This window comes from Anaerofustis butyriciformans, assembly GCF_036289385.1.
Classification (GTDB): Bacteria; Bacillota; Clostridia; order Eubacteriales; family Anaerofustaceae; genus Anaerofustis; species Anaerofustis butyriciformans.
Map to the genome: position 1 here is coordinate 165226 of NZ_JAYFFH010000004.1, position 25766 is coordinate 190991.

The 25766-nt window shown below is 28.0% G+C and carries 22 protein-coding genes and 1 rRNA gene; 11 read left to right on the forward strand and 12 right to left on the reverse strand.

The features are described from left to right. Positions 1–74 precede the first annotated feature (74 nt). On the forward strand, positions 75–1697 hold the full coding sequence (locus V2W16_RS07270; RefSeq protein ID WP_329383673.1) for a hypothetical protein: 1623 nt from the start codon (positions 75–77) through the stop codon (positions 1695–1697). A 43-nt stretch (positions 1698–1740) separates the two neighbouring features. Here V2W16_RS07270 and V2W16_RS07275 read toward each other — a convergent pair whose 3' ends face one another. The 4 genes from V2W16_RS07275 to V2W16_RS07290 form a co-directional block, all read right to left on the reverse strand. Continuing rightward, positions 1741–2136 carry an SRPBCC family protein gene (locus V2W16_RS07275; protein WP_138268611.1) on the reverse strand — a complete coding sequence of 132 codons (396 nt, stop codon included), beginning with the start codon at positions 2134–2136 and terminating at the stop codon, positions 1741–1743. Positions 2137–2325: 189 nt separating this feature from the next. Next, positions 2326–2865: a CDP-diacylglycerol--glycerol-3-phosphate 3-phosphatidyltransferase gene (gene pgsA / locus V2W16_RS07280; protein WP_329383678.1), complete on the reverse strand. Its 540-nt coding sequence runs from the start codon at positions 2863–2865 to the stop codon at positions 2326–2328. Continuing rightward, on the reverse strand, positions 2865–4196 hold the full coding sequence (gene rimO / locus V2W16_RS07285) for a 30S ribosomal protein S12 methylthiotransferase RimO (protein WP_329383681.1): 1332 nt from the start codon (positions 4194–4196) through the stop codon (positions 2865–2867). The genes pgsA and rimO overlap by 1 nt, the downstream gene beginning before the upstream one ends. A gap of 11 nt (positions 4197–4207) precedes the next feature. After that, the gene (locus V2W16_RS07290; RefSeq protein ID WP_329383684.1) at positions 4208–7030 is read right to left on the reverse strand and encodes a DNA translocase FtsK; all 2823 of its coding nucleotides are present in this window, start codon (positions 7028–7030) and stop codon (positions 4208–4210) included. Positions 7031–7354: 324 nt separating this feature from the next. Here V2W16_RS07290 and V2W16_RS07295 point away from each other — a divergent pair, with 324 nt between their 5' ends. The 3 genes from V2W16_RS07295 (at position 7355) to V2W16_RS07305 (ending at position 8867) form a co-directional block, all read left to right on the forward strand. After that, a complete protein-coding gene (locus tag V2W16_RS07295; protein ID WP_329383687.1) occupies positions 7355–7798 on the forward strand; it encodes a cell wall hydrolase in 444 nt (147 codons plus the stop codon). A gap of 13 nt (positions 7799–7811) precedes the next feature. Next, on the forward strand, positions 7812–8201 hold the full coding sequence (locus V2W16_RS07300; RefSeq protein ID WP_329383690.1) for a hypothetical protein: 390 nt from the start codon (positions 7812–7814) through the stop codon (positions 8199–8201). A 147-nt stretch (positions 8202–8348) separates the two neighbouring features. Then, positions 8349–8867: a CarD family transcriptional regulator gene (locus V2W16_RS07305; protein WP_329383693.1), complete on the forward strand. Its 519-nt coding sequence runs from the start codon at positions 8349–8351 to the stop codon at positions 8865–8867. A gap of 53 nt (positions 8868–8920) precedes the next feature. On the opposite strand, the gene V2W16_RS07310 is transcribed toward V2W16_RS07305, so the two are convergent. Both V2W16_RS07310 and V2W16_RS07315 read right to left on the reverse strand, forming a co-directional pair. Continuing rightward, positions 8921–11662, reverse strand: coding sequence for a UPF0182 family membrane protein (locus V2W16_RS07310; protein WP_329383696.1), 2742 nt, complete (start codon positions 11660–11662; stop codon positions 8921–8923). 77 nt (positions 11663–11739) lie between these two features. Then, a complete protein-coding gene (locus V2W16_RS07315; protein ID WP_329383699.1) occupies positions 11740–13218 on the reverse strand; it encodes a phosphohexomutase domain-containing protein in 1479 nt (492 codons plus the stop codon). A gap of 147 nt (positions 13219–13365) precedes the next feature. Here V2W16_RS07315 and V2W16_RS07320 point away from each other — a divergent pair, with 147 nt between their 5' ends. The 3 genes from V2W16_RS07320 (at position 13366) to V2W16_RS07330 (ending at position 14738) form a co-directional block, all read left to right on the forward strand. After that, positions 13366–13983, forward strand: coding sequence for a manganese efflux pump (locus V2W16_RS07320; RefSeq protein ID WP_329383702.1), 618 nt, complete (start codon positions 13366–13368; stop codon positions 13981–13983). A 70-nt stretch (positions 13984–14053) separates the two neighbouring features. After that, positions 14054–14350, forward strand: a complete 297-nt coding sequence (locus V2W16_RS07325) for a hypothetical protein (RefSeq protein ID WP_329383705.1) — start codon at positions 14054–14056, stop codon at positions 14348–14350. Positions 14351–14567: 217 nt separating this feature from the next. Continuing rightward, positions 14568–14738, forward strand: a complete 171-nt coding sequence (locus V2W16_RS07330) for a DUF362 domain-containing protein (protein ID WP_138269578.1) — start codon at positions 14568–14570, stop codon at positions 14736–14738. 44 nt (positions 14739–14782) lie between these two features. Here V2W16_RS07330 and V2W16_RS07335 read toward each other — a convergent pair whose 3' ends face one another. Genes V2W16_RS07335 through serS form a run of 3 tightly spaced genes read right to left on the reverse strand, consistent with a single transcriptional unit; the run spans position 14783 to position 17970 of the window. Next, positions 14783–15640, reverse strand: coding sequence for a S66 family peptidase (locus tag V2W16_RS07335; protein WP_329383708.1), 858 nt, complete (start codon positions 15638–15640; stop codon positions 14783–14785). A gap of 53 nt (positions 15641–15693) precedes the next feature. Next, positions 15694–16692, reverse strand: coding sequence for a hypothetical protein (locus V2W16_RS07340; RefSeq protein ID WP_329383711.1), 999 nt, complete (start codon positions 16690–16692; stop codon positions 15694–15696). A gap of 12 nt (positions 16693–16704) precedes the next feature. After that, the gene (gene serS, locus V2W16_RS07345; RefSeq protein WP_253230231.1) at positions 16705–17970 is read right to left on the reverse strand and encodes a serine--tRNA ligase; all 1266 of its coding nucleotides are present in this window, start codon (positions 17968–17970) and stop codon (positions 16705–16707) included. A gap of 178 nt (positions 17971–18148) precedes the next feature. Between serS and V2W16_RS07350 the strand changes: the two genes are divergently transcribed. The 4 genes from V2W16_RS07350 to yyaC all read left to right on the forward strand — a co-directional run bounded on the left by V2W16_RS07350 (position 18149) and on the right by yyaC (position 21821). Further along, positions 18149–19582, forward strand: a complete 1434-nt coding sequence (locus V2W16_RS07350) for a hypothetical protein (protein WP_329383715.1) — start codon at positions 18149–18151, stop codon at positions 19580–19582. A 54-nt stretch (positions 19583–19636) separates the two neighbouring features. Then, a complete protein-coding gene (locus V2W16_RS07355; RefSeq protein ID WP_329383718.1) occupies positions 19637–20479 on the forward strand; it encodes an N-acetylmuramoyl-L-alanine amidase family protein in 843 nt (280 codons plus the stop codon). A gap of 14 nt (positions 20480–20493) precedes the next feature. Beyond that, positions 20494–21198: a tRNA lysidine(34) synthetase gene (locus V2W16_RS07360; RefSeq protein WP_329383722.1), complete on the forward strand. Its 705-nt coding sequence runs from the start codon at positions 20494–20496 to the stop codon at positions 21196–21198. Positions 21199–21272: 74 nt separating this feature from the next. Beyond that, a complete protein-coding gene (yyaC, locus tag V2W16_RS07365) occupies positions 21273–21821 on the forward strand; it encodes a spore protease YyaC (RefSeq protein ID WP_329383724.1) in 549 nt (182 codons plus the stop codon). 23 nt (positions 21822–21844) lie between these two features. On the opposite strand, the gene V2W16_RS07370 is transcribed toward yyaC, so the two are convergent. The 3 genes from V2W16_RS07370 to rrf form a co-directional block, all read right to left on the reverse strand. Next, on the reverse strand, positions 21845–22879 hold the full coding sequence (locus V2W16_RS07370) for an alcohol dehydrogenase catalytic domain-containing protein (protein ID WP_329383727.1): 1035 nt from the start codon (positions 22877–22879) through the stop codon (positions 21845–21847). A 983-nt stretch (positions 22880–23862) separates the two neighbouring features. After that, positions 23863–25200 carry a L,D-transpeptidase family protein gene (locus V2W16_RS07375; protein WP_329383729.1) on the reverse strand — a complete coding sequence of 446 codons (1338 nt, stop codon included), beginning with the start codon at positions 25198–25200 and terminating at the stop codon, positions 23863–23865. A gap of 445 nt (positions 25201–25645) precedes the next feature. Further along, positions 25646–25762: ribosomal RNA gene (rrf, locus tag V2W16_RS07380) — 5S ribosomal RNA — on the reverse strand. Positions 25763–25766: the final 4 nt, after the last annotated feature.

Here is a 25766-nt window from a genome sequence, read left to right on the forward strand (position 1 = left end):
TTTATTGTTTAAAAAAAAATATTATGATATAATTTATTATCAGTAAATTTTTAATCCCCACACAGAGGTTTAACATGAAACTTAAAATAAATTCAAAAAGAAAAATTGTATTAATAATATTAATATTTTTATTTATAGCTGGATGTTTTACACAATTATACTCAACAAATACATATTATAAAATGGATAAAGTAGAATTCTATAATCTGGATGAAGAAGAAATATCCGCAAGATATTATAAAGGTTCTACCAACATGGGTGTATTTATAGCAAATGATTTAAGCGCCAACGCAAAAGACACATGGTTTATGGTTGAAGAATTTGCAAAGCTTGGTTACAGCGTTTATGTTTTTGATTATCCAAGTCAAGGACATTCTGATGGACACATCGAATTTGGATATAAACAAAATGAATACTTGGCAGAACAATATTATTCAGCTATTGTAGCATTTTCGCAAATGGCAAAACTAAATGAAGAAAACATACATATTGTTGCCGTAGGTGAAAGCGCAAGAACAGCTCTTCAAACAGCAACTAAAAGATTTTTCAACCCTAAAGATCTAACATTAATTTCAACTAAAACAAATATACTTGGAAAAATCGATTTAGATGTAATTAACTTTGTAAAAGAAGAAAATGTTACATTCATGAAAGAACTTAATGCTTCAAACCCCGGAGAAAATATTCACTTAATAACATCAAACTTAAATGATCAATCAAGTGTTAAAGAAAACGAAGCTTTAAAAACAAGACTAGAACAAGGAAAAACAGGAAGTCCAGAAGAAAATGAAGTAACTCTAACAGTTACACAAAATGTTTTACCAACAAATGAAATTACAAGCAGAAAAATAATAAAAGAAACAGTAAGTTACATAGCTCAAAGAGATGGGTATGAATATACCCCAAGTAAATTCTTAACATTAAAAACAATGTTACCTGCTGTACTTTGCATAATTGCTTTCTTTATAATATTCCTTTCTTATAAAATAGTTGCAAAAGATTATTATAAAGAAAAAGGAACAATACCTTTTAACAAGGAATTTGTTATATCAAAACTTTTGGCAGTAATACCATCCTTAATTATGGTATTCCTACTTCCGGTAGCACTATACTTTTTATTAAGTCCGATTATATCAATTCCGTATTACACTTTAGTTAAATTATCATTGTTATCATGCTACGGAATGATAATATTCTATCTTTACTATAGAACAAATTTTGCATGCGATATAGGAAGTCAAATATTCTATAAAGACCCTAAAAAGAATGTAAAAGGCGGTTTAATTGTTGCTATTGGTATAATTGCAATACTATATCTTCTTTCAGTAGCAGGATGCAATGTTGTTTTCAACATTACATCAATAAAAGTATTTTGGCTAATACTTTCAACAATACTATGTTATTTTATATTCTACATAGAAGAAAGAGAAAAAGAAGTTATGATAGCAACACAAACTCAAAGATTTATAATGTCGTGCTTTAACTTCCTTATTATTCCTATTGTTGCCATAGTAATGTTAATAATGGGCCAATTTTCCATTGCAATAAGTTTTATGGGACTTGTTTTCCTACTTGTGTTTGTACTTGTAATTGGCAAACTATTAAAAGCCGTTGATTCACCAACGAGACTAAACGCATTTATTCAGGCTTTAATATTAAATGCATTAATACTTGCACAAACAGTTTTATTCTTCTAAAACAAAAAGCCTCTTTATAGAGGCTTTTTTATTTCATATTTTTTTATTCTAATATTTTTTTTAAATCTTTAATAAATTGTTTCTGTTGTTTCTTTAAATATAATTTTACAAAAGGCTTCATAATTTTTTTCTTTACTGTTATATGTTCTGAAAAATCAACCTGAGTCTTATCTTCTTTTGACGTAAAAACACCAATCCAATGACCTTTTATATTGCTGTTTTCCATATCAAATTCCCATCTTTTATAAGGCTGTAATAAAGTAACTGTAAAAATTGTATAATAACCTTTTTTCGTATATTCAACAAATTGATTTTGACTAACAATTTTTGTTTTACTTAGGTCACTTCGCCATGTATTATATTTACTAACATTTAAAGTCATTTCCCAAACTTTATGTATATCACTATCTATAACATCTTTTATATTAACAGTTATCATTTTTATACATCCTCTCATAACTTAAACTTTCATATACTCATAAAATACTACATTATAATTGTATCAATTTACATATTTTTCTATATATTATTTAAAATATTTTATACTTATTATATTGTTATATTTTTTATCTTCAAAACCATATTTATTAATATATTTTATTTTTATAAAAAAAAGAGTAATTTAAAATTACTCTTTTACATTAAATAAACTTCTGTTTAAATATAAATAATTTGCTCCTGAAACTACAGTTAAAATTAATGCTATATACATAAGACCTAAAGAAATATTAAAGATAATATTACTTAAAGCTGAAAAATGCATTAATACCAATGCTATCATTTGAGTAGTCGTTTTTAACTTACCTATTTTATCAGCTGCTATAACAACTCCCGCAGATGCAGCAAGAACTCTAAGCCCAGTTACAATAAACTCTCTTGCAAGAATTACAATTACAACCCATGAAGGAATAAAGTTTATTTCAACGAAGCAAAGCATCGCTGCCATTACAAGAAGTTTATCTGCAAGAGGGTCAACAAATTTTCCAAAATCTGTAACCATATTACATCTTCTTGCAATCTGACCATCAACAAAATCTGATATTGAAGCAATGATAAATATCGCTCCGGCAATCATATAATTATTTTGTATACCTGTAAGCATCATAAAAACAACATATACAGGTATCATAAAAACTCTGAATAACGTAATTTTATTTGCTAAATTCATTATATCGTCCTTCCTATTAAATCATATTCCATTGAATCTTCTATTAATATATCATAAAACCCACCTATTTCTAAAGGTTTATGGGCATAAATATAAACTTCTCCGTCAATTTCAGGACAATCCATATAGCTTCTTCCTATATAAACGTTATCTTCTCTCTCTACTTCTTCTTCAACAAGAACCTCTAATGTCTTATCTAGATACATTTCCATAAGCTCTTCAGAAACTTCTTCCTGAGCTTGCATAAGCTCAACATATCTTTCTTCTTTAATTTCTTCATCAATTTGGTTATCCATATTGTAAGCAGGCGTTCCCTCTTCTCTGGAATATTTAAAGAACCCTACCCTGTCAAGTTGATATAATTTTATAAATTCTAAAAGTTCTTCATGCTGCTCTTTTGTTTCTGATGGGAAACCTGTAATGAATGTAGAACGGATTTTTATTCCTTCAACATTCTTTCTTAATTTCCTTATAATAGAAAGTATATCTTCTTTTGAAGTTCTTCTTCCCATTTTCTTTAATATATCGTTATTAATATGTTGAAGAGGCATATCTATATATTTTACAACTTTATCAAGTTTTGCAAGTTTGTCGATAAGCTCATCTGAAATAGTTTCAGGATAAATATATAAAACTCTTATCCACTTTAAGCCCTCAATATTATTTAATTCCTCAAGCAAATCAGGAAGTCTTCTCTTACCATATAAATCAGTACCATATTCTCCAACGTCTTGAGCTATTAAGATTATTTCTTTAACTCCTCTTTGGGCAAGTCTTTTTGCCTCAGATACTATATCTTCAAGCTTTCTGCTTCTTTGTTTTCCTCTGATACTTGGAATTACACAATATGTACAATGTTTATCACATCCTTCACTTACCTTTAAATAAGCCGTATATGAAGGTGTAGACAATATTCTGTCTGTTTCAACAATAGGACAATTTATATTTTCAACATTAACTAAAGTACTTTCACTATCTTTATCAAGTTTTTCAAGAACTTTTGCCATATCATAAAATTCACCTGTTCCAACAAAAGCATCAACTTCAGGTATTTCCTTTAATAACTCTTCATGATATCTTTGAGCAAGACATCCAGTAACTATTATTTTTACTTCATTTCTGTCTTTTTTTACCAAAGTAGCTTCAAGTATCGAATTAATGCTTTCTTCCATTGCATCATGAATAAAAGTACAAGTATTGATTATTATATAATCGCTTATTGTTGCATCATCAACAATTTCATACCCTTGCTCTTTTAATAAATACATTATATTTTCACTATCTACGGTATTCTTTGGACATCCCAAAGTTAAAATAAATACTTTTTTCATATCTATCTCCATTACATTATTTCATCTTCTATATCCAGTGTTCCCTCAGGATAAACTTCATCACTTTCTACAACACTATTCGAGAAGAAATCTTCTCTCTTCTTCAAAACTTTTCTTGGTTTACTTCCATCTTTAGGAGAAATGATTCCCCTTTGTTCCAATTCATCAATAATACTTCCAGCCCTTGCATAACCTATTCTAAGTCTTCTTTGAAGCATTGACGTTGAAACTTCTCCAAGTTCAAATGCTAAGTTAAGTGCATCATTAAACTTTTCGTCAATGAAATCTTCTTTGTGAAGATTTTCCTTACTTCCCGGCATATTTTCTTCAGCGGAAACTGTTTCAATACCTTTGATTGCATCTTCATCATAATTTGGTCTTTGTGTTTCCTTAATGAATTTTACAACCGACTCAACTTCTTCATCACTAATAAAAGCGCACTGTGCACGCATAGGAGCATTACTTCCCACAGGAGAATATAACATATCCCCTCTTCCTAAAAGTTTTTCTGCTCCTGCCATATCAAGAATCGTTCTTGAATCGATTTGCGATGATACAGCAAAGGATATACGAGAAGGTATATTTGCTTTAATAAGTCCCGTAATAACATCAACAGAAGGACGCTGAGTTGCTAAAACCAAATGTATACCTGCAGCTCTTGCAAGCTGAGCAAGTCTACATATTGCCGATTCAACTTGAGAAGCACAAGTCATCATTAAATCCGCAAGCTCGTCTATAATGATAACCCACTGTGCCATTTTTTCTCCACCGGTCTTTTCCATTTTCTTATTATATCCGTTTATATCCCTTACTCTATTTTGAGCAAATAAATCGTATCTTATTTTCATCTGCTTTTCAGCCCACTTAAGAGCCCCTGCCGCATGATTTGGGTCTGTCTCTACTGGTACAAGCAAATGAGGAATGCCTTCGTATATATTAAGCTCAACCATTTTAGGATCTATTAAAATAAGCCTTACTTCGTTTGGATCTGCGTGGAATAAAATAGAATTTATTATTGCGTTAATGCAAACACTTTTTCCTGAACCTGTGGCACCGGCAATTAATAAATGCGGAAGTTTGGCTATATCCATTATAACCATATCTCCTGTTACGTTTTTACCAAGCGCAACAGATAATTTAGATTTTGCATTTTTGAATTTTTCATCTTCTACAATTTCTCTAAATCCTACAACAGATACTTCTTTATTAGGAACTTCTATACCTATTGCACTTTTTCCCGGAATAGGAGCTTCCATTCTTATTCCGTTTGCTGCAAGAGCCATTGCCAAATTATCTTGAAGCCCTACAACTTTACTTACTTTTATACCAGGTTCAAGTTCCATTTCATATCTTGTAACTGTAGGTCCTATACTAACTTCAGTTACTCTTGCCCCAACTTTAAAGTTTGCAAGAGTTTCTTCAAGTATTCTTGTGTTTTCTAAAACCCTGTCTCTCTCCCCTTTATTATTTCTATTTTTATTTGGTTTTAAAAGAGATGAATCAGGGAATACATAAGGTATCTGCTCTTTTTCTGCAACTAAAGGTTCTTTATTTTCTATTTCCGTAATTTTTGCAATACTTCCGTTATCCATTGCAACTCTTAATTTATCAAGCTGTTCTCTTTGAGCTTTATTGGCTCTGTCTATATCACTTATATCAATTCTTTCAATAGGTATTTCTTCCCCATCTTCAATAAAATCTTCTTTATTTATAGGTTTATGATTTACAAAGTCTTTTGTTCTTTCAATTTGTTTATTTGTTTCATCTTGCTTTTCCTGAGTTTCTTTTATTATCTCATCAAAGCCTTGTTCTTCTCTTACTTTGTTTTTTATCTCTTCTTTACTTAGTTTTTCATTTTGAATAACTTCTTCTTTTGGTTTTTCTTCGTTAACTTCTTTTTTAAAGTCTCCATTTTCATTTCTATAATAAGTCCTTATTATAGGTTCTTCTTTCTTTACTTCTTGTTTTACATTCTCACTATTATCTTTTTTCTTAAATGGATTTTTGCTTTTCTTATATTCATCTTCCCATTTATTTAAAACTTCTTCTTTATCCTTACTTGTTTTTATTGCATCTTTTTCATCATATGGATTTTTTATAAGTTTACTTTTAAAAGAAGGAAAGAAAGATGTTCGTACAGGTTGTCTATCTGCTTTTGTTCTTAACTGCTCTTCTCTGTCTTGTATTTTCTTTGTCAATCTTTGAGCTTTTATCTCTTTTTTTACTTCTCTTTCTTTTTGTCTTATTGCTTTTCTATCTTCTTTATAACTTGCAATATTGTCTTTGAATATTAATATTAAACAAACTATAATGCAGGCAAAAATAAATATATATGCACCTGTTTCTCCAAGGAAAGTCGTATACAATCCCCCAAGCCATATACCTATTATGCCGCCTTTTGTTACAACATTTAGCACAGCATTAAAAAGCTGATTTGTAAAAGCACCATATTTTAAAAGGTCTCCTCCAACATTAAAAAATGCCATTATGTTAAATATAATAAAAACAATACAAGCTAAAGTAAGTGTTTCACTAAAAGGCTTTAATTTGGATGTTATATAAACACCAAGCCCCAAAAAGGATATTCCTATTAAAAAAGCTCCTACACTGCCAAATAGAAACATGGAAATATTATGCAAATTATTTCCAAAAACACCACTATCTTTTGACCATATAGAATAAAGCATAAAAACACCAAAAAAGAAAATAATAACACCTATTATTTCATTTTGAATTATTTTCTTTTTAAACATTTCTTGTTCAAGTTGTTTTTTTGTCGTTCTTCTTGATGATGTTTGAGTTCTTTTCCTTGCCGTTGTTTTTTTTCTTGCCAAGTTCATACCTCACATATGTAAATTTAATATTATTCTTTATTTATGTATCAGTATATTTTATCACATTTTTATTTTAATTCATAGGATAATATATATTATAATTTATAAATAAAATATAATAAATTGTAATAAAATTTAAAAAATTTATATATTATAAATTTTACTTTTAACATTAAATCTTTTCAACTTATACCCTCTCTTTATTTATTAATAATAATTTATTAAATATCATTTTATATACTCATAACAAATTTCTTTTACATTTAGGTTATATAAAAAAAATAACACAGTATAAATATATTATAACACTTACTGGAGGAAGCAATGGCTTATTCGGAAAGAGAACTTTTGGCAAGACTAATTGAATGTGAAGCAGGAGGAGAAGGTAATGAAGGCATGGCTGCGGTAGCAAGTGTAGTCATGAACAGAGTTTATACTCCATATGGAGAATATTCAAGGGTTTCAAACGGTGGAAGTATAAGAAACATAATATATCAAAAAGGGCAATTTACCTGTGCCATGGAAACCGTAAACGGAGAATATAATCCACAAAACATATACAACATGAATCCTACCAACATTCATTATCAAATAGCAGACTGGGCAATATCGGGAGGAAGACTTTATAATCTTGGATATGCCCTTTGGTTTTACAACCCTTTTCAAAATGACTGCAGAGATTTTTTCCCAAGTGAAGTCGGAAGTTTAATAACCAAAATAGGAAGACATTGCTTCTATAATCCTACTGAAAAATATTTACAAACTTAAAAGAGAGGTAAAAATGGATAGAGAAGATAATTTGGGCAGAATCTTCAGAGGTCAAAACTATAATAAACACCTTGATAATCAAATGGATAATAATTTTGAACCGGAAAAAGACAGTGACGGTTCCAATGTACCTTCTGTATTTACAGTAGGTACTACTCCTGATATACTAAACAGAATTAAAGGCGAATACTGCGTATGCGAATTTGTTATAGGCAGTGACACATTAATAACAAAATCGGGAATAATGTATAACGTAGGACTTAGCTACTTTACTCTTTTTAATATTACAAATAATGAATATATAGTTTGCGATATATATGCGGTTAAATTCATAACAGTTCCAAGATCAGATGTAATGTCTCAAAGAAACATTTCTTCAAATCAAAGAAGAAATAGACGATAGCCTTTTATAGAAAGAATTTCAAAGTTTCTATTACATAATTCCTATAAAAATGGTATAATATATTTATGGCAAACAGCTTAATCGTAGACATCATGACTGCTATTAGGCTGTTTTATTATAACATTTTATAAAAAAGGGGTTGTTGTAATGTTTAGTTTAAATGAAATAATTCAATATGATAATGAAGGACTATGCAAAATCAGTGAAATTGTAGAAAAAGACTTTGCAGGGGCTAAAGCAAAATTTTACGTTCTAACTCCTATTAATAAAGATAGCCTTACAATATTTGTTCCAATTAACAATAAAAAACAAACACAAAAAATGAGAAAAATTTTAACTCCAAAGGAAATCTATAATTTAATAAATGACATAAAATATGATGATTTAATATGGATTAATGACGACAATGAAAGGAAACAAACATACAAAAAAATTATACATTCAGGAGATAGAAAAAATATAATAAAATTAATAAGAACATTGTATTTACATAAAAAAGAACAAATTAAAAACGGTAAAAAACTTCATATGAGCGATGAAGAAATATTAAAAAATGCAACCAGACTTCTACATGAAGAGTTTTCTCATGTTCTAAAGATAGAACCGGAAGAAGTTGCTCCTTTTATATCAGAGCATATTAAAGTTAAAGAAAAAATAAACTTATAGTTATTTTTCCCGGGAAATAAAGAACCGATTTACTTGAAGTAAATCGGTTCTTTTTACATTGAATTTAAAATATTATCAAGCTCATTCATATATTTATTATATGCTTTGCTATCTCCTTTTGCCTGTGCATCTTTCATTTTATTCATTAGATCTCTTGCTTTATCCTCAAGAGAGGATTCAGTATCTTCCTGCCTACCTTCTTTCAAATTAAATATAGCATTTATTCCTTCACTTAAAGAATCTTCCATTACGATTTGTTCTCCATAAGCAACTATAACTTTTTTTACTTCAGGCAGTGCCATCTGATCTGTTTTTGATTTAACATATATTGGCTCAACATAAAGTATACTGTCTTCTATAGGTATAGTAAGCATATTACCTCTTGAAACCTCGCTGCTTGCCTGAGAAAGCAAATTCAACTTAGGAGCAATATTCGTATCCTGATCAATTCTTTGTTCTATCTGCATAGGACCATAAACAAGTTTTTGTTTCGGGAATGTATATACTTTCAATTTACCATAATCTTCACCATCACATATACCTGCCATCCATGCAACCATATTATTTTTGTTATTTGGCGTAAAAGGTGCCATAATCATAAACTCCTCTTTGTCACTGTCAGGAAGTTTCATCATCATATAAGCACTGTTTACATTTACAGCTTCTTTTGTTGTTCCATAAAATTGTTTTGCAGTCTGCCATTGATCTTCTTTGTTATAAAAAACCTGTGGATTTGTCATATGATAAGTTTCATACATACTGCTTTGAATGTTAAACAGAACTTCTGAATATCTCAAATGCTCTTTTAATATCGGATCCATTTCTTCAAGTGGTTTAATAAATCCAGGATACATTTTAGAGTAAAGAGTTGCTATAGGATCGTTTTTATCTACCTGATAAAATTCAACTGTTCCGTTATATGCATCAACAACAACTTTAACAGAGTTTCTTATATAATTGAAGTTTTGCCCATCTTGAAATTTAGAAGGTGTTGAACAAGGATATTTGCTGCTTAAAGTAAAAGCATCTATTATCCAATATAATCTGCCATTTGCATTTACAATATAAGGATCTTCATCATATTCCAAAAATGGAGCTATAGTACTTACTCTTTCTTTTATTTCTCTTCTAATAAGAACCTTACTATCAGAGGTTATATCTGATGAGAATATAAATCTGCTATTCATATTATTTATTGAAAAAGCAATTCTATTTAAGAAATTTAATTGTATCCCTCCACTTCCGCCATACCTGTTTTCAACATTATTATCACCTTCAGGATAATCAAATTCGTCACTTTTACAATTTACAATGGCATAATCAGTAGTCATTTCTCCATAATATATTCTAGGTTCGGTTATTTTTAAATCATCATATATAGTAGTTGCAGGTATATCCTTTTGAATCAAAACGGGCTGACCTGATGAATTTATTTGGTTAACAGGAGCAACTACACTTCCATAGCCATGAGTATATTTTTGATGTTTATTTACAAAACTTCTTACATTTTCTTTACTGCTTGGTTGCATTTCTCTTACAGAAATAAATACTTGTGTAGGCTCTCCATCAAGATTATATCTGTCAACATCAACATCTTTAAAAGAATAATAAGACCTAAACCCTTGAAGAGAATTAAAAGTATCAAGGGCAGGAAGGAAATCATTTATAGGAATATTACTTATTGTTACAGAGTTATTTTCAATGTCTTCTTTTGTTAAGTTGTTATCTGCTTTAAAATCTTTAACCTCTACGTCTGCAATATTGTATGCATCTCTTGTCATATCAATATTATTATTAATGTATTTTTCCTCTTTAGCATATTCATTTGGAACTACTATATAATTTTGTATTACAAACTTTAAGCCGACTAAACCAACTACAAATAAAGGAACTATTATAATGCATATAATAACAGGTTTAACTTTATTTTTAAAACAGCATATCCAAAGAATAACAGCAAATATAATCATAAATACACTTAATATTTTATATTTGTTAACATCAATTAACATATCTGCATAAGTAGATCCGTAGACAATCCCCGAAGAATCATAGCATACATTAAAAATATTAAGATAAAAATGAATACTTAAACATAAACAAAGTATACTTATAAAAACACAAAAAGGAAGTTTAAAATTTTCCCATAAATACTTTATTACACCTTCTTTTTTGTTTCTTAACCCTTTTGATTTAAAAACGATAAACAAAATAACTGTTATTATAAATATTGTTAAAATAAACATAAATAAAAGTCTGTTTAATGAAGTATAAAAGGGAAGTTTAAAAACATAAAAAGATATATCCTTATTAAACAAACCATCATTTTTATTAAAAGGAACAGCATTTATAAACTCAAGAAATTTATACCATAATCTTGAAGTAATGATAAAAGAAAATATAAAAGAAAAAAATACTGATGTTAAAACAAATATTTTTTTCCAATATTTATTTAAAACATTATTTTCTTTATCAAATGATTTCTTTAAGAATTTTATATATACCATAAAAAAAATAAATAATATTAAAAATAGAAGCACAAACATATAAATCTTTGTCTTTAATTCTTTGAAGAATATATTTAAGTACCCTACTTCTTTAAACCATAAATAATCTATATAAAATCCGTTTATCAAATATAAAAATAGTCCAATAAAAAACAAAACAAAAATTAAAGGAAGAACTACTTTCCTTATTTTCATTTTGGGTAATTTTAACTTTCTTTTTACCTTATTATTTTTAAAACTGCTTTTTACTTCTTCAAATTCTCCGTCAACTACATTTTTAAATTCCATAATAAACACCTATAACTTTTTTTATATTATATAAAAAAAGCACCAATAAAGATACCCTTATTGATGCTTTTATTTAATTAGAATTTAACTTCGTAGTCTTTTAAGAAGTCTAAAATTTCTTTCTTAATGTTTTCAACTCCGCCTTCGTTTTCTGATTCGATATTTATTGGAAGCACAGGATCATGTAGAGATAATCTTAAAAGTACCCAGCCTTTTATTCCGTCTCTTTCAACATTTACTCTAACACCTTCAAAGTTTGGTTCTTCAAAACTAGCGCCTTCCATTTTTTCTTTAACATATATCTTAAAGTCTTCAAGAAGATTGGTACCATATTCTTTAAAATCTTCAACCAAGAATGTTGCTCTAAGTTCAGCTTCTTCTTTAGCTTCTTTTAATGAACCTATAAGGTCATCAAATGTCTTATTTTCTTTGCTAAGTTCAAAGAATTTAACAAGAATTTTTACAACCATATAAGCACCGTCATCTAAGAAGTAGTTTTCTTTTAAAGCACAGTGTCCACTTGTTTCAATTGCAAGAAGACATTCTTTTCCTTCTTTGTTAAGTCTTATACCTTCATTTATTACATTCTTGTATCCTCTTTTAAATCTGTGGTGAACTCCGCCTTTTTCTTCTATAAATTCTTTTAGTCCGCTACTTGTTACGCTGTCAGTTACTATATAGCTTCCTGCTGCTTCTTCAAGACAAATGCTTGCCATTAAAGCAACAAGTTTATTTCTGCTTATTTCTTCTCCGCTTTTATCTACTGCGGCAGCTCTGTCAACGTCTGTATCAAAGATAATTCCAAGATCAGCATTTTCTTTTTTTACTATTTCAGAGAAGCTATCCATAACATCTTTAAGTTCAGGATTTGGAACATGGTTAGGGAAACTTCCGTCAGGATCTAAATATACACTACCTGAAGTATCAGCTCCTAAAACTTCCAAAACCTTGCTTGCAAAGAATCCACCTGAACCATTTCCAGCGTCAACAATAATTTTCTTACCACTGAAAGGTTTTTCTTCACCTGTTCTTTCCTTGATTTTCTTTACTAAATCAGCAGCATACATACTTAAGAAATCAAGAGTTTCATATTTTGCTTCAACATCTTCTAATTCCATTTCATTTGCAATTGTAAGAATATCTATAATATCTTCTTTTTCTGCTCCGCCATCTTTTGTAAAAAATTTAAGACCGTTTCTATTAAATGGTAAATGACTTGCTGTAATCATAATAGCACCATCAGCATTAACTTCTTCATTTACACAGCTCATGAACATTGCAGGTGTTGTACATAAATTAAAGTAAACAACTTCAACATTTTCTTCACTGCTTAAACCTTTCATTACATTTTCAGCAAGAGCAGGTCCTGAAAGTCTTGAATCTCTACCTAGTGTAATTTTTACACTGTCTTTATTTAGTCTTTTCTTTAACCATATTGAGAAAGCTTTAGCTATTTTATAACTTGCTTCATTTGTTAAGTTAACTTCTTCACCTTTTACACCTTCTAGTGCAATACCTCTGACATCAGAACCATTTTGTAATTTTTTTAAATCCATTTCGTCCTCCCTAAAATAAGTTATCTTACTTTAAATATACCATAAATTTATAAATTTTTATATATCTAATATTAATAATTTCAAACATGCACACAAAGTCTTTCTCATTAATATTATAAATTATGACTATAAAAGGGAGGAAAAAGAATGCTAAAAATAATCATTTTGATATTGGCTCTAAGTACGGATACTTTTCTTATAAGTGCAAATTTTGGAAGTAATAAGATAAAAATAAATATACCTACATCAATAGTCATTTCCCTTGCAAGTGCACTTTCCCTTTGTTTATCAATTTCTTTATCAAACATTCTTTCAAAGGTAATACCAATATATTTATTTAACATACTTTCTTTTTTCCTTTTAATAACAATAGGGAGCTATAATATTTTTTCCTTTGCAATAAAAAGATATCTTAAAAACATGCAAATAATTAATAAAAATGTTAATGAAAAAAATAAAAAAGAAAATTTAATTATCAATGTATTTATTGACGAAACAAAAGCAGATATAAATAAATCAAATAATTTAGATATAAAAGAATCATTTTTAATTGGAATACTCGGGTCAATAGACTCAATATGTGCAGGACTATCTTTTCCTTATACAAATATTTTTATAGTCTTTATACTTACCTTTTTCATTTGTTTCTCACTTATAATTACAGGATTTAAAACAGGAAATGTCTTTAGTGAAACATCAAAGATAAACTTAAGCTGGTTTAGCGGAATACTTTTAATAATCCTTGCTTTTACAAAAATAATGTAGAGGGTAACCAAAATTATAATTTATCATATTATATATCGAAAACAGTAATATTATAAAGGTGGTAAGATAAATGAATTACTCAAATAGAACATCATGTGGATGTAACAATTCTTCTATAAGAACAAATCAAGAAAGATGTTCATGTTACGATAACGAAATGGAATATCAAAACGAACCAAAAAATAATTCTTGCTCAAAATGCAACTGCAACAATCAAAAATCATCATGCTGCTCATGCAAAAAAGAAAGTAGATGTATGAATACAAATCATGATAACTGCTGTAAATGTAAAAACAAATGTAGATGCAGAATAATAAAAACATGTGATGGAATATTAATTTATTTTTTTGATGATATAAGAAAATAACAAAGGAGGAGGACTTCCTCCTTCTTTACATAAAAAACCAAAACACCTTTAAATAAGCCTTAAACCTTACTTTTAATTACTTTTTATATTATAATATGCTTTCAAATTATACTTTTTAAATATATGACAATATATCATTTTAAAATTTTCCTATTGCAATAAATTATTAAAAATGTTATATTAATACAAACAAACAAATAATATGGAGGTATTAAACATGGCTCATGTAATTACTGATGAATGTATCGCTTGTGGCGCTTGTGCTGGTGAATGCCCAGTAGGTGCTATTTCTGAAGGCGATGGAAAATACGAAATTGATGCTGCTACATGCATCGATTGTGGAGCTTGTGCAGGCGCTTGCCCAACAGGAGCAGCTCAACCTGAATAAGATTTATTTATTCGTACGAAAAAAGGAGGTATTACCTCCTTTTTTTATTTACTTAAATTGTATTCTTTACCTATCACAATACATTTAGAATCACTTCCATGACCTATTTCATTTGTTTTTATAATCGGGATATTATATTCTTTTGTTATATCAAGAGCAATTTCTTTTACATTAGGACAACTATTTTCTCTTTCCATTTGAGTAAATGTTCCAAGAATAATTCCTCTAATATCTTCAAATACATTCATTTGCTTTAATTGATTAAAAAATGATATCATCAAGGGGCTTTTCCCGCTCCTGCTTTCAAGAAATAAAATTTTATCTTTAAAGTCAGGGATATAACCTGTTCCGGCAAGTTTTAAAAAGCACCTTATATTACCTCCGATAACAACACCTTTCATACTGTCTCCTCTTAGAAACTCATAATCAAATTTGAAAATATCGTCTTTTCCATTAAAGAAACTTTCATTAAAACAGCGTATCTGTTTTTCTTTATTATCTAAAACTATATTTTTTATTTGAAATAAGTAGCAAGGCTTCTTTGTATTAGAATAAATCGCATTTATAATAGTTGTTAAATCACTATAACCAAAGAATGGTTTATAATTATTTTTTATTATTTCAAAATCAATAAAAGGTAATATTTCATTTGCTAAATCTCCGCCTGAAATATCAAAGACAGCCTTAATGTTGTTATTTTTATAAAATTCCATTAGTACATTAGCTTTTTTTTGTGCCGTTAACAGACTATGACTTTCTTCACTGTAAATATATTCTCCAATTATAGGAATAAGTCCTAAATTTTTTATTTCAATTATCAACTCTTCAACTTGTTGATGTTTATTTTTATCAATACCATTTGAAAGAACAACAATTCCTACCTTATCTCCCTTTTTAAACATAATCATTCTCCTTTAAAATAAAAAGCAATAAACAAAAGTTTATTGCTTTATTTTTACTGTGCATTTTCAGAATCTTGAGGTGTCTCTTGGATACCCATTTCTTCCTGCTCTTTTTTAATTTCTTCTTGGTTTTTCTCAATTGTTTCATTTAAGTTAGGAAGTGTACTTAAACCTTCTTGAACCTTTATTGCCTTATCATATATATCAAATATAATATAAACTTTATTATTTGTTAAATATGATTTATCAATTTCAAAAACATCTACATCATCTCTTGTTGAAGATGCAGCAAGAGGATCTAAATCATCTCTAAGATCAAGTCCCATTACATAAGAATATTCTCTTAGAGCATCTTTATTAATACTTTCGTTCTCCAATAATTTTTTTGATTTTACGCCAACTTCATCGCTTTCAAACACACCAAGAGTAATATAAGGGAAATCTTCCCATTTCATTTCTTTACCGGAAACATTTGTAAATTTATAATAGATACAAACAAAAGTTTTTCCCTCACCGGCTTTTGTAGTTGATATAGTATCAGTAACAATAATATCTTCCACAACACATTCAACTTTTCCATTTGATAATGTATCATTCATATTTACAATACCGCTAAAAGTTTTTCCTCCCGGAAATAGCTTATAAAGTCCGAAACCCAATGCAGAAGCAGCAATAATAATACCTAAGAATATTAAAATTGTCTTTTTTGTTATTTTAAAATTCAAGGCTTCTTTTAAAGATACTCTTTCTTCATTATCCTCTTCTTGATATTCAAAAGATTCCTCATCGTCTTTTTCTATATTTTCTTTTTGACTTTCATCCTCAAAATAATTATCTTCTATAACATTTTCATCTTCAGGCTTTACTCTTGCTTCAAAATCCGTATTTACGAAAATATCTTCCATATCCAAGTCATCAATATCAAAATTATCTATTTCTATTTCTGGTTCTTGTTTTTCTATTTCATTTTCAATTTCAAATTGCTCTTTATCTATTTTATGGGTTGGTCTGCTTTTTTTTATTTTTTTTACTCTTCTTACTCTTTTTTCCATAAGCTAATAAGTCTATTTAATGACTTCTAATCCTCCAAGATAGTTTCTTAATACTTTAGGAACAGTTACACTGCCGTCTTCATTTTGATAATTTTCTAAAACTGCCGCAAAAGTTCTTCCAACAGCCAAGGCAGAACCGTTAAGTGTATGAACAAACTTAACATTACCGTCTTTATCCCTATATCTTATATTTGCTCTTCTTGCTTGATAATCCTCAAAATTTGAACATGATGATATTTCTACATATCTGTTATAACTTGGAAGCCATACTTCAATATCATAAGTTTTTGCAGCTGAAAAACCTAAGTCACCTGTGCATAATTCTATAACTCTATATGGAATTTCTAATAAATCAAGAATTTTTCTTGCTTCTAAAGTTAAATCTTCTAACTCATCATATGAATTTTCTGGTTTTGAAAGTTTTACAAGTTCAACTTTATCAAATTGGTGGTTTCTAATTAAACCTCTTGTATCTCTTCCTGCACTTCCTGCTTCAGCTCTGAAACATGGTGTATATGCAGTAAAATATTTAGGAAGATCTTCTTCTTTTAAAATTTCACCTCTATGGATATTTGTAACAGGAACTTCTGCTGTTGGAATTAAGAAGTAATCATTATTTTTAATGTTAAATGCATCTTCTTCAAATTTTGGAAGTTGACCAGTTCCTGTCATTGATGTTCTGTTTACCATGAAAGGAGGAGAAATCTCAATATAGTCATTATCTATTGTATGAGTATCAAGCATAAAAGCAATTAATGCTCTTTCAAGTTTAGCCCCCATTCCTGTAAACATTGAAAATCTTGCTCCAGAAATTTTTACAGCTCTTTCAAAATCAAGTAATCCTAAATCAACACCTAAATCCCAATGAGCTTTAGCTTCAAAATCAAATTTTCTTGGTGTACCAACCTTAATTAATTCTTTATTGCTATTTTCATCTTTACCTATAACAATATCTTTGTTTGGTGTATTTGGAATAGAAAGAATAAGTGAATTTATTTTTTCTTCCAATTCACTGATTTGTGCATTGTATTCTTTAACTTCACTTGAAAGTTCTTTCATCTCTTTTAATAATTCGCTTACGTCTTTGCCTTCCTTTTTCATCATAGGAATTTGCTTTGACACTTTGTTTTGTTTTGCCTTTCCTTCTTCGGCTTTAGATAACAATTCTCTTCTTTTTGTATCTAATTCTAAAACTTCGTTAACACTGTAATCCCCTCTTCTTGCAAGAAGTTCGTTTACTTCATCTGTATTATTTCTTATTCTTTTTATATCTAACATAATATCTCCTAACAGTACACAATTTTTATTTTTTATTATAATATTTTTTTTTAACTTTTGTCAACTCAATCACCTTTATATATAAAAAGATTATATATTTTTATATTTTATTAAATATCATTTTGGTATTATATTAATTTATGTTATAATGTATAAACAATTTAAAAAGGTGATTATATTGAATAAAGAAAAAACAATTAAGACAGTATCCTTAGTTTTTATTGATATATTTTTTATGGCTATTACGTATATTGTAGCCAATTTAATTTTTAATAAAGCAGATTTAACAATCGATCCAAATTTCCCTAAATTTATACCACTTCTAATTCTAGTTAAAATTGGTATTTATTTTATTGCCGGTTTATATAAAGAAGAAACAAGAGGTATGGTATTTGAAATTTCTTGTGTTGCCCTTGCTAATATTATAGTTTTTATTTTAGTTCGATTTATTCTAAAAGTTGGGGTTTCCACTTATCTTCAACTTATAGCTTTAACTGTTGATATCATTGTTGAAACAATATCTCGTTCACTTTTATTAAGTGTAAGTGAAGAAGAGCTTGAAGATGAAAACATACAAGTTTTTGATGATCCTTATGATTACAGTGAAGAATTAAGACTTAATAAAATGAAGAAAGAACTTATGGAAATCAAAAACCAAGAACAACAACAAAAAGAAGAAACAAAGCAAGCTTTAGAAGAACTAAAAGAGAAAGAAAATCAATTAAAACAAAAGGAAGAACAATTAAAATCATTTGAGCATACGCTTTCTTTAAAAGAATTAAATATTCAAAAAGAACTTGAAAAGCTTGAAAAAGAAAAAGAAGAAAAAATAAAAATTGAACAAGAGATAAAAAGACAGGAACAATTGAGAAAACAAAGACTTCAACAACAAGAAATATTAGATGGTGTTTTAGATAATATAAAAACAATTCATACATCTTTAAATGAACGTTCAAAAGTAGTTGACTTGCAAGAGCATAATTTAATGATGAAAATGTATGATATTACACAAAAGGAAATAGAACAAAAAACATCTAAAGAACAAGTAAAGAAAAGAAAACATTTAAGCGATAAAGAATTACTTGAAGAAACGTATAAGAAAATAGGACAAAAAAGAAAAAGAGTAAATCCTTATACAAAAAGTAAATCTACACAATCACAAAAAAATGCATTAAATAAAAAAATAAAAAACAATGATAAAAATTTATCCGAAGCTTTAAAGAACAGTACACTTCTAAATACATCAAAAGAAGAAAAAGAAAATGATGAATTTATGAAGTTCTTATTTAACGGTTCAAATTTAAAAGAAGAAAACAATGTTATAAAAATAGAAACAAATAAAAAAGAAAAAAACAAAGCAAATAAATCTAATGAAAAACCAAATGTATTAAAAAATAAAAATGAAAAAAACAATCATTCAACAACAAATAATACTCAAATAAAAACGTCGTTAAAAAGTGAGAAAACAACAAACAATGTACTAAAACAAAATAGCACAAATAATACTAAAAAAATAAATAAAAATATTAAACCAACAAAACAAGACCAAATTGATTTAATGTTTTCAGAAGATGACTTTGATAAGATTGCAGACTTAATTGATAAAATGTAAACTAACCCACAAAATATTGCATTTTGTGGGTTTATTAAAATATAGAATAAATATATGAGAATTAAAATATCCAAAAAATTATTTTTATGTTTTTTAATTTTTATACTTATTCTGCTTTTTACAATTAATATAAAAAACAAAAATAATTATGTAATATTGCTTGATCCGGGACACGGTGGAAAACTTTCGGCTGACAAAGGTGCAATTGGTGTAGACAGTGAAAAAACAAATGAATATACGCTTAATGATCAAGTTACAATCAAGCTTGCAAATGCACTAAAAAAAGAAGGCTATATTGTTAAATTCACAAGACAGCCCTACAAAGATGAAAAAGAAGTCACATTAACAAACAGAACAATAATTGCAAATAAAATTAAGCCTGATTTACTAATAAGCATACACCATGATTCAACAGGCACCCAAAACAATAAAAGCGGTTATACAATTTACTATTCATCTTTTAAAGCTAATTTAGACTTTAATGATATATATGTTGAAGAAAACGGAAAAACTTACCCATTTATTAAAGAAGAGATTAATAACGGTATAACAACCATATATTATACAAATGGAATAAATATACTTTCATCAACAGGAAGAAGTAATGTAATAGTAAAAGACATAACACTATGCAAAGAGGCAAAACAAAGTTTAAAGTTCGCTAATATTTTAAACGAGGAACTTTCTAGGCTTGATTATATTGCGCCTCTTCTCGCAAATAAAAATAGTGCAGTAAAAGATAATAATTTTAGAATATTAAGAATGACAAACTACCCAAGCGTATTAATTGAATGTGGTTTTATTTCCAACAAAAATGAAATAGAACAATTAAAAAATGAGAAAAATCAAAACAAACTTGTAAATGCAATTGTAAAAAGTATAAATAAATATTTTTAGAAAAGGAATATAACATGAGAAAAACACTGGGATGCATTAGAAAAGCGGTAAAGGATTATAACATGATAAATGACGGAGACCATATATGTGTAGCCGTATCAGGAGGAAAAGACAGTATGCTTCTTTTAAAAGCCTTAAAAACATATATGTATTTCTCTCCCGAGAAATTTAAACTGACCGCAATTTGTATAGATGTAGGCTTTGATAATATGCAGCTTGATAAACTTGAAACTTTTTGTGATGAAATTCAAGTTCCTCTTGAAATTGTTCATACAGATATAAAGAAAATCGTTTTTGATGAAAGAAAAGAAAAAAATCCATGTTCTTTATGTTCAAAAATGAAAAGAGCAGCTTTAAATGAAACGGCGTTAAAACTTGGCAGTAATAAAATTGCTTTTGGACACCATAGAGATGATTTTATAGAATCTTTTTTACTAAGCCTTTTTTACGAAGGAAGAATACACACTTTTAAGCCTGTAACTTACCTTGATAGGACAGGTGTTTATTCCCTTAGACCTCTTTTATATGCTAAAGAAAAAGATGTAATTCATGCTGTTAAAAGTGAAAACATTCCTATAATAAAAAGTGAATGTCCTGCCGATGGATTTACCAAAAGAGAAGAAATGAAAAACTTATTAAAATATTTAAAAAAGCAAATTCCTAATGCCGATGAAAGAATGTTTACCGCAATAAAAAATAATCTAGAAAATATGAAATAACTTTAAACAAATATCTACATTTTACTTATACCCTATTATATATAATTAGGGTATATTTTTTTTGGAGAATGAATATGCAAAAAACATTTAACTATTTACAAAAAAATGCTGCAAAATTGCTTGCAGAAGAAATAATAAAATTAACATCTAAAGATTGTATTTTGCTTTTTATAGGAACTGATAAATGTATCGGAGATGCATTTGCTCCAATTGTAGGAAGCTTGCTTGAAAGTTATAATTTTTTAAATAATCCTATTTTTGGAACAATCAAACATCCTGTTCATGCCCTTAACATAAATAATACTCTTTCATATATTAAAACAGTATATCCTGGTAAAGAAATTTTTGTTATTGACTCAATGATTTCACAAAAAGGAAATGTAGGAGACATTATTTTATTTAATGAAGGTATATTCCCCGGAAAAGCTACCGGAAAAACATTACCCAAAACAGGAGATACGTCCCTTACTTTGGTTGTAAGCAACAATGAAAAAGACGCAATAAATTCTCTTACAACACTGCGTTTAAATAATATTTATGAAATGGCAAAAGTAGTTTCTGATGCACTTACTTATGCATTTTCAGATTCCGTTTATTCTGTTACAAGCGATGTATTACAATAAAAAAGACAGCAATTTGCTGTCTTTTATGGTTTTAAAACTACTTTTAAGGCTTCTCCGCTTTTTAACATTTTTACACCTTTTTCCATATCTTTTAAAGGTAAAATATGAGAAACTAAATTTGCATTTATCATTCCGTTTGCAACAACGTCAAAGGCTTTTCTAAAACTATCAGGAGTTGTTGAAAATCCTCCAATAACTTGAATTTCACTGTAATGAAGTAAATTACCATCTAAACTTACATTTGGATTATCTTTTGGAAGTCCTCCAAAAATTAATAATTTACCTTGTTTTCTTAGTAAATGTATTCCTTCTTCAATAGGTTTTGTCGCAGGAGTTGAATTTATTACTACATCAGCCCCTCTTCCATCAGTAACATCCATTACTACTTCTTTTAAATTTTCTTTAGATGTATTTACGAAATGTGTTCCGCTGAATGCTTTACTTTTTTCAAGTCTTGCTTCACTTCTGTTTGCCATAATTATATTTTTAGCACCTCTAAGTCTTGCAATTTCACTATGTAAACATCCAAGTGGACCTGCCCCAATTATTACAACAGTATCTCCAAGAGTTACATTAATTAAATCTTGAGAATTTACAACGCTTGATAATAGTTCGACTACAACCATATCTTCACTTTTTACACCTTCCGGTATTTTTAAAATTTGTCCACGTTGTACCCCAATACCCGGAATTAACATATATTCAGCAAACCCTCCATGTAAATGATGTCCATATGTAAGTCTTGTTTCACATAGATTTTGCATACCTTTTTCACAGTAATAACAGTTACCACAAGGTATAACAGGATTTACAATTACTCGTTCTCCAACACTATATCCTTTTACTTCTTCACCTATTTCTTCGATTATACCTATATTTTCATGTCCTAAAATAAAAGGAAAATCCAAACCATTTACACCTGATGAATATGTTCTTACATCTGAACCACAAAGCCCAACTGCATCAATTTTTAAAAGTATGCCGTCTTTTGTACACTCAGGTTTTGGAACATCTTTGTAAACAACTTTTTCTTTGTCTTCTAATACGATAGCTTTCATTATTGCCTCCTAAACATTTATTATTTATATTTTAACATAAAATATAAAAAAAGAAAGAGAGTCTTTTCAGACTCTCTTTCTTTTACTAGTTTTACCTAGTATCTCGATTCTTGTGATTCAGAATTTGGTTTCACAGTACTATCATTTTTTTGCAATATCTTCAGTTTAATTTTCTTTTTTCTTTTTATTCTTTTTTCTTTTATTCTTTAAACTTACTTCCCAATTGCTTATATAAACTTCCTGCTTTCTTTTCCCTTAATATAGTTTTACCTTAACGTTTCATTTTCTTCTTTTTTATTTACTTATTTATTTATTTTTATCTATTTAAATTTTAGAGGTTTACTCGCCTCTTACCTATCAGCAATCTATTCTTATTTTATTGCTTTTTTTTACTATATTAAGTTTCCTTTTCTTCCTCCTTCTGTTTCACAATTTTCTCTTTTCCTTAATGTACCTTTTCTTTAAAAGATTTTTTATAATGTACTTTGACATTTTATTTTTTCTTTTTGATACATCTTGGAATTTTATAGCTTCAACGTTTAACAAACTTTAATTTATTTAAACGAATTTTCAAAAGATATATATTTCTGTTTAAATATATTTTTTATCCTTTTTACACTTCTTTTTTTGATGTACTTTTGCATCTTACCTTTTCATTCTTTTTTGTGTAATTTTGATATCATCTTTTTAAATTCTTTTCTAACTATTATGTTAGAATTTTTAAATACCTTAAATGCAATTTCTATATTTTTCAATATATTTTATTGCTTCCATTTTGTTTTGGATTTGTTAACGTTTTCTATGGTTATATTATATGCAGAAAATATATAAAATTCAATAGTTTATCAAATTTTAGTAAAAAAAAATGTATTGAAATATTTTCCTTATAAAATATATACTCTTTCATTATTTTTTATAACTAAAAGATTACTTTTATAAGTATTTTTTTATCAATATAAAAAAAGAAGAAGCAAAAGCTTCTTCTAATAATGAACTACTATTGGATAATTAGTTTCTATTGTTTCATATGTTTTTTTTGCATTATTTTTAGGCATATTTATACAGCCGTGGCTACCACTATTTTTGTATATCGTTCCACCAAATTTACTTCTCCATGTTGCATCATGCATTCCAATCCCTCCATTAAAAGGCATCCAATAGGAAACAGGTGAATTATATGTACTGCCATCAGCATTACTTCCACTTAAAGTAGTATCTCTTTGTTTATATTTTAAGTAATATATTCCTGCAGGTGTTGAGTATCCACCAGCTTCATCTCCTGTTACAATATCTGTTGTAACAATTTTTTTACCATCTTTATAAACCCAAAGTTTTTGATTTGTTAAATCTATTTCAACATATGAATCGCCTACTTCATCGGATGTATTATAAGGGGTTTGTGAATAGCAAGGTTTTCTGTTTATATCTTTTTTCTTATTTAATTCTGATGTTAACTTTGTTATTTCTTTATCTTTATTTATGACATACCCGTAATCGCCACCGGTTATAGATATAGTACCACTTAAAGTTGATTTAAATTCTCTCATTCTTCCGCTTGTATTGTATTTTGCGGCTAAGTCATTTACAAAACTTTTTACTGCACTTTTATCTACTGTTAATTTATTTTCTTTCATTTTTGTTTCAATTGTCTTATTTGTTATCCCATAGAGCTTTAAGATTTGTTCTTTATCAATTTTTACATCTTTATTTGCCATTTTATAAGTAATAGCAGGCAAATCCAAATTTTTTAAATATTCTTGTTCTTGTTTAAGTATTGCGCTTGTAGATACAATTTCAGGTTTATCATAATAATTTTTATTATCATAGTTAAGTGTAAATTCACCATTAGATATTAATTTTAGTATATCTTTTTTTAACAAGTATGAATCCACATTTGTTCCATAAACTTCTTTTACTATTTCATAATTTGAACTATTCAAATCTATATATGCATTTTGAGTCTTTGTTACATCTTTTTTATCTTCTAAAATGGATAAATTTTTTAGTGAATCATTAAATTCATCGCTTGTTTCTTTTACAGTCATAGTTATTGTGTATTTATTCTCTTTTAAATGAGTTTTGTGTAAAATGTATGAAAAATACCCAGGATTTACAATGTCACTTAGCTGTTCGTCAATATTATATGTAACATTTGATAATGTAATTTTTTCTTTTTTACCATTTGCTTCATTAATGATAAACTCATTTTTATTCCAAACACCGACAATTTTTTCCTTTGCCTGACTTACTGTAAGCCCTGAACAATCTACCCCATTTATATATGTATTCTTTAAATATGTTTCGTCTTTATTTAAGTACATAAATATAAAAACAATATTAACTATAAATAAAATAAAAAGAATCAAAAAAATATATAATTTATTTTTTTTCAAGAATTTTTTCATTATTTTTCCTCTTTTAATATATAATTTCAACAAATTTTGACACTTATTATAACACATCAAAAACCTAAATTTAATACTTTTAATAAAAATGATAAATAAATCTAAAAAATATATTATCATAAACAATTATAGAAGAATAAAAAAAATTCAAAGGTTAAAAGAAGAAGAGATAGAAGCAATAACAGAAATATTAGCAAAGTTAAAGTAGTAAAAATTTTAAAGAAAAAAGAGATCGAGAGGTCTCTTTTTTTAATGTAAAGTAACATAGAAATAGATAAATAAATATATAAGACAAGAAAAGATAAAAGGATAAGAAAATAAAAAAAAGAACCTAAAAAGCAGGTTCAAAAGAATAAAAAAAACCCCGCGACTACCTACCCTCCCAGTCCGTCTCCAGACAAGTACTCTAGGCGTGGACGGGCTTAACTTCTGTGTTCGGAATGTTTACAGGTGTTACACCGTCGCTATCGTCACGAGGAATT

Coding starts and splice junctions, on each gene's coding strand:
- pgsA (WP_329383678.1), bottom strand. CDS start 2,865: ATGAATTTAGCAAATAAAATTACGTTATTCAGAGTTTTTATGATACCT.
- V2W16_RS07300 (WP_329383690.1), top strand. CDS start 7,812: ATGGATAGAGAAGATAATTTGGGCAGAATCTTCAGAGGTCAAAACTAT.
- V2W16_RS07340 (WP_329383711.1), bottom strand. CDS start 16,692: ATGGAAAAAAGAGTAAGAAGAGTAAAAAAAATAAAAAAAAGCAGACCA.
- V2W16_RS07270 (WP_329383673.1), top strand. CDS start 75: ATGAAACTTAAAATAAATTCAAAAAGAAAAATTGTATTAATAATATTA.
- V2W16_RS07305 (WP_329383693.1), top strand. CDS start 8,349: ATGTTTAGTTTAAATGAAATAATTCAATATGATAATGAAGGACTATGC.
- serS (WP_253230231.1), bottom strand. CDS start 17,970: ATGTTAGATATAAAAAGAATAAGAAATAATACAGATGAAGTAAACGAA.
- V2W16_RS07370 (WP_329383727.1), bottom strand. CDS start 22,879: ATGAAAGCTATCGTATTAGAAGACAAAGAAAAAGTTGTTTACAAAGAT.
- yyaC (WP_329383724.1), top strand. CDS start 21,273: ATGCAAAAAACATTTAACTATTTACAAAAAAATGCTGCAAAATTGCTT.
- V2W16_RS07320 (WP_329383702.1), top strand. CDS start 13,366: ATGCTAAAAATAATCATTTTGATATTGGCTCTAAGTACGGATACTTTT.
- V2W16_RS07295 (WP_329383687.1), top strand. CDS start 7,355: ATGGCTTATTCGGAAAGAGAACTTTTGGCAAGACTAATTGAATGTGAA.
- V2W16_RS07355 (WP_329383718.1), top strand. CDS start 19,637: ATGAGAATTAAAATATCCAAAAAATTATTTTTATGTTTTTTAATTTTT.
- V2W16_RS07315 (WP_329383699.1), bottom strand. CDS start 13,218: ATGGATTTAAAAAAATTACAAAATGGTTCTGATGTCAGAGGTATTGCA.
- V2W16_RS07330 (WP_138269578.1), top strand. CDS start 14,568: ATGGCTCATGTAATTACTGATGAATGTATCGCTTGTGGCGCTTGTGCT.
- V2W16_RS07275 (WP_138268611.1), bottom strand. CDS start 2,136: ATGATAACTGTTAATATAAAAGATGTTATAGATAGTGATATACATAAA.
- V2W16_RS07375 (WP_329383729.1), bottom strand. CDS start 25,200: ATGTACTTAAATAAAGACGAAACATATTTAAAGAATACATATATAAAT.
- V2W16_RS07360 (WP_329383722.1), top strand. CDS start 20,494: ATGAGAAAAACACTGGGATGCATTAGAAAAGCGGTAAAGGATTATAAC.
- V2W16_RS07310 (WP_329383696.1), bottom strand. CDS start 11,662: ATGGAATTTAAAAATGTAGTTGACGGAGAATTTGAAGAAGTAAAAAGC.
- V2W16_RS07335 (WP_329383708.1), bottom strand. CDS start 15,640: ATGTTTAAAAAGGGAGATAAGGTAGGAATTGTTGTTCTTTCAAATGGT.
- V2W16_RS07325 (WP_329383705.1), top strand. CDS start 14,054: ATGAATTACTCAAATAGAACATCATGTGGATGTAACAATTCTTCTATA.
- rimO (WP_329383681.1), bottom strand. CDS start 4,196: ATGAAAAAAGTATTTATTTTAACTTTGGGATGTCCAAAGAATACCGTA.